This window comes from Herbaspirillum aquaticum (assembly GCF_002213425.1).
Lineage (GTDB): Bacteria > Pseudomonadota > Gammaproteobacteria > Burkholderiales > Burkholderiaceae_D > Herbaspirillum > Herbaspirillum aquaticum.
On sequence record NZ_NJGV01000014.1, the window covers coordinates 105,907 to 115,266 of the forward strand.

At 60.8% G+C, this 9,360-nt stretch carries 10 protein-coding genes; 7 read left to right on the top strand and 3 right to left on the bottom strand.

Annotated elements, in window-relative coordinates:
- Positions 1-17: 17 nt before the first annotated feature.
- The 4 genes from lspA (at position 18) to CEJ45_RS15560 (ending at position 3,425) form a co-directional block, all read left to right on the top strand.
- Positions 18-533: a signal peptidase II gene (lspA, locus tag CEJ45_RS15545; RefSeq protein ID WP_088755982.1), complete on the top strand. Its 516-nt coding sequence runs from the start codon at positions 18-20 to the stop codon at positions 531-533.
- 63 nt (positions 534-596) lie between these two features.
- Positions 597-1,793, top strand: coding sequence for a bifunctional phosphopantothenoylcysteine decarboxylase/phosphopantothenate--cysteine ligase CoaBC (gene coaBC, locus CEJ45_RS15550; RefSeq protein ID WP_088755983.1), 1,197 nt, complete (start codon positions 597-599; stop codon positions 1,791-1,793).
- Between the two features lie 79 nt (positions 1,794-1,872).
- Positions 1,873-2,322: a dUTP diphosphatase gene (gene dut, locus CEJ45_RS15555; protein WP_088755984.1), complete on the top strand. Its 450-nt coding sequence runs from the start codon at positions 1,873-1,875 to the stop codon at positions 2,320-2,322.
- 11 nt (positions 2,323-2,333) lie between these two features.
- Positions 2,334-3,425 (top strand): M48 family metallopeptidase, encoded by a 1,092-nt coding sequence (locus CEJ45_RS15560; protein ID WP_187697691.1) that lies wholly within the window; start codon positions 2,334-2,336, stop codon positions 3,423-3,425.
- Positions 3,426-3,568: 143 nt separating this feature from the next.
- Here the strand turns inward: CEJ45_RS15560 and clpA are convergent, their stop codons facing one another.
- On the bottom strand, positions 3,569-5,872 hold the full coding sequence (gene clpA / locus CEJ45_RS15565; RefSeq protein ID WP_088755986.1) for an ATP-dependent Clp protease ATP-binding subunit ClpA: 2,304 nt from the start codon (positions 5,870-5,872) through the stop codon (positions 3,569-3,571).
- The gene (clpS, locus tag CEJ45_RS15570) at positions 5,869-6,183 is read right to left on the bottom strand and encodes an ATP-dependent Clp protease adapter ClpS (protein ID WP_034330154.1); all 315 of its coding nucleotides are present in this window, start codon (positions 6,181-6,183) and stop codon (positions 5,869-5,871) included. The genes clpA and clpS overlap by 4 nt, the downstream gene beginning before the upstream one ends.
- A 337-nt stretch (positions 6,184-6,520) precedes the next feature.
- On the opposite strand from clpS, the gene cspE reads away from it, so the two are divergent.
- Positions 6,521-6,727 (top strand): transcription antiterminator/RNA stability regulator CspE, encoded by a 207-nt coding sequence (cspE, locus tag CEJ45_RS15575; RefSeq protein WP_006463169.1) that lies wholly within the window; start codon positions 6,521-6,523, stop codon positions 6,725-6,727.
- 196 nt (positions 6,728-6,923) lie between these two features.
- Here the strand turns inward: cspE and icd are convergent, their stop codons facing one another.
- Complete coding sequence (gene icd, locus CEJ45_RS15580) at positions 6,924-8,180, bottom strand: NADP-dependent isocitrate dehydrogenase (protein WP_088755987.1); 1,257 nt, start codon at positions 8,178-8,180, stop codon at positions 6,924-6,926.
- Between the two features lie 236 nt (positions 8,181-8,416).
- On the opposite strand from icd, the gene CEJ45_RS15585 reads away from it, so the two are divergent.
- Together CEJ45_RS15585 and CEJ45_RS24930 are read left to right on the top strand one after the other, a co-directional pair.
- Positions 8,417-8,977: a pseudouridine synthase gene (locus CEJ45_RS15585; protein WP_088755988.1), complete on the top strand. Its 561-nt coding sequence runs from the start codon at positions 8,417-8,419 to the stop codon at positions 8,975-8,977.
- A 180-nt stretch (positions 8,978-9,157) separates the two neighbouring features.
- Entirely contained in the window at positions 9,158-9,328 is a 171-nt protein-coding gene (locus CEJ45_RS24930) for a hypothetical protein (protein WP_006463172.1), read from the top strand.
- The last annotated feature ends 32 nt before the right edge of the window (positions 9,329-9,360 follow it).

Consider the following 9,360-nt stretch of genomic DNA (forward strand, 5'->3'; position numbering starts at 1 on the left):
CTCCAACAAGAACATCCATGGCAACCAAAAAGCGCTCCTCCTCTTCCGGCTCTTCGTCCACCACCCAAGGGCTGCTGCCCTGGCTGGGCATCGCCACCATCGTGCTGCTGCTGGACCAGCTCACCAAGATCACCATACTGAAACTGTTCCACTACGGCGAATCGCTGCCGGTGACCGGTTTCTTCAACCTGGTCCTGGTCTACAACAAGGGCGCGGCCTTCAGCTTCCTGGCCGCCAGCGGTGGCTGGCAGCGCTATCTCTTCACCGCCATCGGCATCGGTGCGGCGGTGTTCATCATCCACCTGCTGCGCAAGCATCCCGGCCAGCGCATGTTCTGCTGGGCCCTGGCCCTCATCCTGGGCGGTGCGATCGGCAACGTCATCGATCGCGTGGTGTATGGACATGTGATCGACTTCCTCGACGTCTACGTCGGCAACTGGCACTGGCCGGCCTTCAACCTGGCCGATAGTGCGATCTGCGTGGGTGCGGTATTGTTCGTCGTGGACGAACTGCGCCGCGTCTCCAAGAAGTAAGGCAAGTCCGCACGTCTGCAAGTCTGAACACGCCTGCGGTACGCCGCATTCCGGGAGCAAACAATGGATCTGGCTGGCAAGAAAATCGTATTGGGCCTGACCGGCGGCGTGGCCTGCTACAAGGCCGCCATGCTGGCGCGTGAACTGGGCCGCGCCGGTGCCACCGTGCACGTGGTGATGACCGAGGCGGCCACGCACTTCATGACCGCCGTCACCATGCAGGCCCTCACCGGCAACCCGGTCTACACCGACCAATGGGATGCGCGCATGGACAACAACATGCCGCACATCAATCTCACCCGCGATGCCGATGCAGTCGTCATCGTGCCCTGCTCCACCGATTTCATCGCCAAGCTGGCGCACGGGCAGTGCGACGACCTGCTCTCGACCTTGTGCGTGGCGCGTCCGGCACGGGTACCGCTGATGGTGGCCCCGGCCATGAACGTGGAGATGTGGCAGAACCCCGCCACCCAGCGCAACGTGCGCCAGATCCGCGAGGACGGCATCCTGCTGCTGGGCCCGGACGCGGGCGCGCAAGCCTGTGGCGAGGTCGGCGAGGGCCGCATGCTGGAGCCGGCGCAATTGCTGGAGGAGATCGTCGCGGCCTTCCAGCCCAAGCTGCTGGCGGGCCGCCGCGTGCTGCTCACGGCCGGGCCGACCTTCGAGCCCATCGATCCGGTGCGCGGCATCACCAATCTGTCTTCCGGCAAGATGGGCTATGCGATCGCGCGTGCGGCGCGTGAAGCCGGTGCGGAAGTCACCCTGGTGTCCGGCCCGACGGCGCTGGACACCCCTTACGGCGTGCTGCGCGTGGACGTGCAGACGGCCCTGCAGATGCATGAGGCGGTATTAGCCCATGTGAAGGAAAAAGACCTGTTCGTCGCCGTTGCCGCCGTCGCTGACTGGCGCGTGGCCAATGCCAGCGAGCAGAAACTGAAGAAACAGGACGAACACGATACCCCGCAGCTGGAGTTCGTCCAAAACCCCGACATCCTGGCCACCGTCGCCGCCCTGCCCCAGCGCCCCTATTGCGTGGGCTTTGCGGCCGAATCGGAGAACCTGGAGCAATATGGCGCGGCCAAGCGCATCCGCAAGAACATTCCGCTCTTGGTCGGCAATATCGGCCACCAGACCTTTGGCCGGGATGACAACGCTCTCATGCTGTTCGACGCCCAGGGCCACAGCGCCCTGCCCCGCGCGGACAAGCAGACCCTGGCCCGCCAGCTGGTGCGCGAGATCGCGCGCCGCATGGCGGCCTGACGGTGCACGGCCCGCGTCTTGCGGGCCGTGTCTTTTGTACGCTTGCGTACGTTTTGTTTTTTGAATCCGATTACGCATCATGAAGACCATCGACATCAAGATCCTCGACCCCCGCATGAAAGACCAGCTGCCCGCCTACGCCACTCCCGGCAGCGCCGGCCTGGACCTGCGGGCCTGCATCGATGCGCCGCTGACCCTGGCACCGGGTGCCACGCACCTGATCCCGACGGGCCTGGCGATCCACCTGGCCGATCCCAATTACGCGGCCGTGATCCTGCCGCGCAGCGGCATGGGCCACAAGCATGGCATCGTGCTGGGCAACCTGGTCGGGCTGATCGATTCGGATTACCAGGGCCAGTTGATGATCTCGACGTGGAACCGCGGCAGCACCGAGTTTGTCCTAAACCCCATGGAACGCCTGGCGCAGCTGGTGATCGTGCCGGTACTGCAGGTCGGCTTCAATGTGGTGGATGAATTCGACAGCAGCGATCGCGGCGCCGGTGGTTTCGGCAGCACAGGCAAACACTGATGGAGAACCGCATGCTCGTATCCCCCCTGCCCCGGTGGCAGAAACTGAAAACCCTCGCCGTCCTGGCGCCGCTGGCCGTCCTGGCCGCCTGCGCCACCCAGGAACCCGGTCCGGTCACCGCCACGCCGTCCAAACCGGTGGCCACCCCCACCCAGGCGCCGCGCCCGGTGGCCGACAACCCCCAGCAGGCACAATTGCGCGAACTGATCGCGCAGCAGGACCGGCTCTACCGCGTCGCTGCGCCGCTGTTGACCAGCAATGCCCAGCTCTGCCGCGGCAATGCCCGCAACTTGCTGGGCTTTACCGCCAAGAACCGCTACTCCTTCCCCATCGAATATGCAGAGACGGCGCGTAGCCTGGGCTATGACGACCGCCTGCAGGTCACCGGCGTACTGCCGGGCAGCGGCGCTGCCCAGGCTGGCATCCAGCGTGGCGACTTCCTGATCTCGGTGGCAGGCAAGCCGATGCCACAAGGCACCGATGCCGAACGCCAGGCCGCCGTGCTGCTGAGCCCGCTGGTGGTCAAGAAGTCCCCCATTGCGCTGGGCGTGCAGCGCAACGGCCAGAACACCACCGTCAATGTCCCGCTGACCTTCGCCTGCGCCTTCAGCATCGAGCTGGGCAATGCCGACAACGTCAACACCTATGCCGATGGCCGCCGCGTGCTCATTACCCGCGGCATGCTCAAGTTCACCCAGTCCGATGATGAACTGGCCTACCTGATCGCCAAGGACATGGCGCACAACATCCTCGGCCACGCCATCCGCCAGCGCATGGTCTCGACGATTGCCGAAGTGATCGACAACCTGCTGCTGCCGCATCCGGACCCGACCACCACGGCCGGTACCGCCGGCATCCGGGTCTATCCGCAAGACCTGGATGCGGCTGCCGATACGCTCTCGCTGTACCTGCTCGCGCGCGCCGGCTACAGCATCGACAACGTTCCGGCATTCTGGAAGCGCCTGGCCGACCAGTATCCGGCCAGTGTGCCCAACGGCTACACGGCGCTGCATCCCGCCACCGCCTATCGCCTCTCGATGATCGACAAGGTCACGCAGATCGTGAAGGCCAAGCAGGAAGCGGGCAAGCCGCTGGTGCCGTAAATGCGGTGAGTTGAAGTAGTTGAAGTGAAGACGGCGCGGTGAAGACCGCGCCGTTTTTGTTTGCGTGGTGAAAGTGAAGCCAGCTGCAAACAAAAAGGCCACGCCGGTTTCCCGACGTGGCCTTGGTGGCTAGCCTGATGCGCTTATTCGACTTCGAGCTTTTCTTGCGGCTCTTCCGGCGGGGACGAATCGTCGCCCTCGGGGAATTCCAGCTTGATCTGCTCCTTGTCGTCCATCTCCACCGTCACGCGGCCGCCGCTGACCAGTTTGCCGAACAGCAGTTCGTCGGCCAGCGCCTTGCGGATCAGGTCCTGGATCAGGCGCGACATCGGACGTGCACCCATCAGCGGATCGAAGCCCTTCTTGCCCAGGAACTTGCGCAGGTTGTCGGAGAAGACGGCTTCCACCTTCTTCTCGTGCAACTGCTCTTCCAGCTGCATCAGGAACTTGTCGACCACGCGCAGGATGATTTCCTCGTCCAGCGGGCGGAAGCTGATGATGGCATCCAGACGGTTGCGGAACTCCGGGGTGAACATGCGCTTGATGTCCGCCATTTCGTCGCCGGCTTCCTTCTTTTCGGTGAAGCCGATGGTGCGCTTCTGCAGGCTCTCGGCCCCCGCGTTGGTGGTCATGATGATGATCACGTTGCGGAAGTCGGTCTTGCGGCCGTTGTTGTCGGTCAGCGTGCCATGGTCCATCACCTGCAACAGGATGTTGAAGATGTCGGGGTGCGCCTTCTCGATTTCATCCAGCAGCAGCACGGCATGCGGCTTCTTGTTGACGGCTTCGGTCAAGAGGCCGCCCTGGTCGAAACCGACATAGCCCGGGGGCGCGCCGATGAGGCGGCTCACGGCGTGGCGCTCCATGTATTCGGACATGTCGAACCGTACCAGCTCGATGCCCAGGATGAAGGCCAGCTGCTTGGCCACTTCGGTCTTGCCCACGCCGGTCGGGCCGGAGAACAGGAAGGAGCCGATCGGCTTGTCAGTCTTGCCCAGGCCGGCACGTGCCATCTTGATGGCCGAGGCCAACGCTTCGATGGCCGGATCCTGGCCGAACACGACGTTCTTCAGGTCGCGGTCAATGGTCTGCAGCTTGGCGCGATCATCCTGGTTCACGGACTGCGGCGGAATGCGGGCGATCTTGGAAATGATTTCCTCGATCTCCGGCTTGCCGATGGTCTTCTTCTGCTTGGACTTGGGCAGGATGCGCTGGGCAGCACCGGCTTCGTCGATCACGTCGATGGCCTTGTCGGGCAGGTGACGATCATTGATGAAACGCGCCGCCAGTTCGGCTGCCGAAGTCAGGGCCGAAGCGGAATACTTCACACCATGGTGTTCCTCGAACTTGGACTTCAGGCCACGCAGGATCTGCACGGTCTGCTCCACGGTCGGTTCGTTCACATCAATCTTCTGGAAGCGACGCGACAGCGCGTGATCCTTCTCGAAGACGCCACGGAATTCGGTATAGGTGGTCGCCCCGATGCACTTCAACTGGCCGCTCGAGAGCGCCGGCTTCAACAGGTTGGACGCGTCCAGCGTGCCGCCCGACGCCGAGCCCGCACCGATGATGGTGTGGATTTCATCGATGAAGAGGATGCCATTGGGGCTGTCCTTCAATTGCTTCAACACGGCCTTGAGGCGCTGCTCGAAGTCGCCACGGTACTTGGTACCGGCCAGCAGCGCGCCCATGTCCAGCGAATACACGACGGCATTCTTCAGGATCTCGGGCACGTCGCCTTGCGTCACGCGCCAGGCCAGGCCTTCGGCGATGGCGGTCTTGCCGACACCGGCTTCGCCCACCAGCAGCGGGTTGTTCTTGCGGCGGCGGCACAGGGTCTGGATGACGCGCTCGACCTCGGAATCGCGGCCGATCAGCGGATCAATCTTGCCTTCGGCCGCAGCCTTGTTCAGGTTCTGGGTGAACTGGTCCAGCGGGCTTTCCTTCTGCTGGCCTTCGGCTTGCACGTCTTCGGCGCCTTCCGGAGCCTTCTGCGGATCAGCCTGCTGGTCCTTGCGCACGCCGTGCGAGATGAAGTTGACCACGTCCAGGCGGGTCACGCCCTGCTGGTGCAGGTAGTACACCGCGTGCGAATCCTTCTCGCCGAAGATGGCCACCAGCACGTTGGCACCGGTGACTTCCTTCTTGCCGTTGGAGGCCGACTGCACGTGCATGATGGCGCGCTGGATCACGCGCTGGAAGCCCAGCGTGGGCTGGGTGTCCACCTCATTGGTGCCGGGGACCGTGGGCGTGTTGTCGGTGATGAAATTGGTCAGCGTCTTGCGCAGATCATCAATGTTCACCGAGCAGGCGCGCAGCACTTCGGCCGCCGAAGGATTGTCCAGCAGCGCGAGCAGCAAGTGTTCCACGGTAATGAATTCATGGCGCGATTGTCTGGCTTCGACAAAGGCCATGTGCAAACTGACTTCGAGTTCCTGCGCAATCATGCTTCCTCCATCACGCATTGCAGGGGGTGCCCTGCTTTTCGAGCGTGGGTTAAAACGAGTTCCACTTTTGTGGATGCGATATCTTTGGGATACACACCACACATTCCCTTCCCATCGCGGTGAACCTTGAGCATGATCTGCGTCGCGGTTTCACGGTCCTTGTTGAAGTACTGCTGGATGACTGCGACGACGAATTCCATCGGCGTATAGTCATCGTTCAACAATAAAACCTGGTACATCGGGGGCGGCTTGAGTTTTGCCTCCTGCCGTTCCAGGACTGTACCGCCATCATTTTCGTGCTTGGTTGCCATGCGTTTATTCGACCATCAAAGCTGTGCAACGCACAATGATCACGTAACCTCTAGATGAGATAGATATTACTTGTTTTCCGGACCTTGCGCAGATGACGATGATTTATCCTAAATCAAGGGTTTCTTTCCCCATCGCTCAAACAGGGCCACAAAGCGGAACGTGAAAACTGCTTGACTTTTGGATTTCGACCGAGAACAATGGAATTCATTGATTAGTAGTTACTAAATGTAACAGCTCATCGATACGATAGGGGGCAGGTTTAAGGGGGGCTGCGTGACGCGCGATGCTTCTTGCTTTGACGGCTCGTGTGAATAGTTAATTTTGAAAGATGCTTTTATGGCAACAGGTACTGTCAAGTGGTTCAATGATTCCAAAGGCTTTGGCTTTATCACTCCGGATGACGGCGGCGAAGATCTGTTCGCTCACTTCTCCGCAATCCAGATGAACGGCTTCAAGACCCTGAAAGAAGGTCAAAAAGTCCAGTTTGACGTTACGCAAGGCCCCAAAGGCAAGCAAGCTTCGAACATCCAGAACGCCGCTTAAACCCCGGTTTCTCTAAAAGCCCCGCTCTTGCGGGGCTTTTTTCATTGGGGCGACACTTTTGCTCGGCGCTGCCGTCCGTGCATCCCTGCCTGCCAACAACTTGCGCCCAAAACAAAAACAGCCGGCAAATGCCGGCTGTCTGTTGTTTTTTCGTCATCACGTCAGCAGAACAAGCTGCTGAAGCAGTATGGCGGCTTTACATGTTTTCGATCATCGCTTCACCGAAGCCCGAGCACGATACCTGCGTCGCCCCCTCCAGCAAACGCGCAAAATCATAGGTCACGCGCTTGGCCGAAACCGACTTCTGCATGGCCGTGATGATGAGGTCTGCCGCCTCGATCCAGCCCATGTGGCGCAGCATCATTTCTGCGGAAAGAATGCTGGAACCGGGGTTCACGTAATCCTTGCCGGCATACTTCGGCGCGGTGCCATGGGTGGCTTCGAACACGGCGACCGAATCGGACATGTTGGCACCCGGAGCAATCCCGATACCGCCAACCTGCGCCGCCACGGCGTCGGAAATGTAGTCGCCGTTCAGGTTCATGGTGGCGATGACGCTGTATTCGGCCGGTCGCATCAGTACCTGCTGGAAGAAGGCATCGGTGATGGCATCCTTGATGACGATCTGGCGGCCGGTCTTGGGGTTCTTCAGGCGCATCCACGGGCCGTCGTCGATCAGCTCGGCGCCGAACTCGCGGCCGGCCAGCGCATAGCCCCAGTCACGGAAAGCGCCTTCGGTGTACTTCATGATGTTGCCCTTGTGGACCAGCGTCACGGAGGGCTTGTCATGGTCGATGGCGTACTGGATGGCCTTGCGCACCAGACGCTCGGTGCCTTCGCGCGAGACCGGCTTGATGCCCAGCGCCGAGGTCTCCGGGAAGCGCAGCTTCTTGACGCCCATCTCGCGCGTGAGCAATTCGATCAATTTCTTCACTTCCGGCGTACCCGCCTGCCATTCGATGCCGGCGTAGATGTCTTCGGAGTTTTCGCGGAAGATCACCATGTCGGTCTTCTCAGGCTCCTTCAGCGGCGAGGGCACGCCCTTGAAATAGCGCACAGGTCGCAGGCAGACGTAGAGGTCCAGCTGCTGGCGCATGGTCACGTTCAGGGAACGGATGCCACCACCGACCGGCGTGGACAGCGGCCCCTTGATCGAGACCAGGTACTCCTTGAGCACATCCAGCGTTTCCTCCGGCAGCCAGGTATCGGCGCCATAGAGCTTGGTCGACTTCTCGCCCGCGTAGATTTCCATCCAGTGGATCTTGCGCGCACCGCCGTAGGCCTTCTCCACCGCAGCATCGACCACCTTGAGCATCACCGGCGTGACATCCACGCCCACGCCATCACCCATGATGAAGGGAATGATGGGATTGTTCGGGACATTGAGGGTGTCATCGGCATTGGCGGTGATCTTGCGCCCTTCTGCAGGCACTTGGATATGTTGGTACGACATCGTGGTCTCCGACGGTTGAGGCGGTAGCGTTAGGAAGCATCAGCGGCAAAGCCCATACAGATCGCAAAGGACCTTGCATGATTTGCCATACAAGCGGGGAATTTTAAGAGATTTCCGGATTTTCAGCCGGGAAAATTCCGGATTGCAATCACCAAGTCTTATATAAGACATAGGACATATCCAATCGATTATGCATCAGGATTTTACGCAAGGCCATCTTTTTGCGACACTAGCGCATGCCTTTGATCCTCTTCAACAAACCCTTCGGCGTGATGAGCCAGTTCTCCGCCCATCCCGAGCGCCAGACGCTGGCCGATTACCTCGACATCCCCAACATCTATCCTGCCGGCCGGCTCGATGCCGACAGTGAAGGCCTGCTGCTGCTCACCGATGACGGCAAGCTGCAGCACGCCATCGCCCATCCGCGCCGCAAGCAGCCCAAGACCTACCTGGCGCAGGTGGAAGGCCTGGCCACGCCAGAAGCGCTGCAACGCCTGCGCAATCCGCTGGACCTGGGCGACTTCGTCACCCAGCCCGGGGAGGCGCGATTGATCCAGGAACCTGCCTGGATCTGGCCGCGCACGCCGCCCATCCGCCAGCGTGCCAACCAGCCCACCAGCTGGATCGCCCTGACCATCAGCGAAGGCAAGAACCGTCAGGTGCGCCGCATGACGGCGGCAGTGGGGCTGCCCACGCTGCGCCTGGTGCGCATCGCCATCGGCCCGTTCTCGCTGGCGACCCATCCGGTGATGCCCGGGGAATGGCGCGAAGTCGATCTGCAGGAGCTGGATGCCTGAGCGCCGCATGAACAATCTGACAAGATTCGAAGCATCCAGGACTGCCCACTTCTTCCCGAAACCTCATAAAAAAGATCAGAAGTGATGTCAACCTTCATACGCGCGCGCCGTTATTGGCAGTGATTCGCACGAATCATCGTTTGCCTCACATCCCTAACATGTTGAATTGAAGGACGCAAAATGAAAAAATTGATCGCCGCTCTGATCGCTGGTCTGTTCGCAACTGCTGCTTTCGCACAAGCTCCGGCCGCGCCTGAAGCGCCGAAGGCTGAAGCCGCTGCTCCGAAGGCAAAGAAGGCCAAGAAGGCAAAGAAGGCCAAGAAGGCAAAGAAGGCAGCTGAAGCTAAGTAATTAGCGTCCGCACCAAGAAAAGGCAGGCTAGT

Excerpts from the sequence above, each read along its gene's own strand:
- cspE (WP_006463169.1), top strand. The coding sequence starts at position 6,521 with ATGGCAACAGGTACTGTCAAGTGGTTCAATGATTCCAAAGGCTTTGGC.
- lspA (WP_088755982.1), top strand. The coding sequence starts at position 18 with ATGGCAACCAAAAAGCGCTCCTCCTCTTCCGGCTCTTCGTCCACCACC.
- icd (WP_088755987.1), bottom strand. The coding sequence starts at position 8,180 with ATGTCGTACCAACATATCCAAGTGCCTGCAGAAGGGCGCAAGATCACC.
- CEJ45_RS24930 (WP_006463172.1), top strand. The coding sequence starts at position 9,158 with ATGAAAAAATTGATCGCCGCTCTGATCGCTGGTCTGTTCGCAACTGCT.
- clpA (WP_088755986.1), bottom strand. The coding sequence starts at position 5,872 with ATGATTGCGCAGGAACTCGAAGTCAGTTTGCACATGGCCTTTGTCGAA.
- CEJ45_RS15560 (WP_187697691.1), top strand. The coding sequence starts at position 2,334 with ATGCTCGTATCCCCCCTGCCCCGGTGGCAGAAACTGAAAACCCTCGCC.
- CEJ45_RS15585 (WP_088755988.1), top strand. The coding sequence starts at position 8,417 with ATGCCTTTGATCCTCTTCAACAAACCCTTCGGCGTGATGAGCCAGTTC.
- coaBC (WP_088755983.1), top strand. The coding sequence starts at position 597 with ATGGATCTGGCTGGCAAGAAAATCGTATTGGGCCTGACCGGCGGCGTG.
- clpS (WP_034330154.1), bottom strand. The coding sequence starts at position 6,183 with ATGGCAACCAAGCACGAAAATGATGGCGGTACAGTCCTGGAACGGCAG.
- dut (WP_088755984.1), top strand. The coding sequence starts at position 1,873 with ATGAAGACCATCGACATCAAGATCCTCGACCCCCGCATGAAAGACCAG.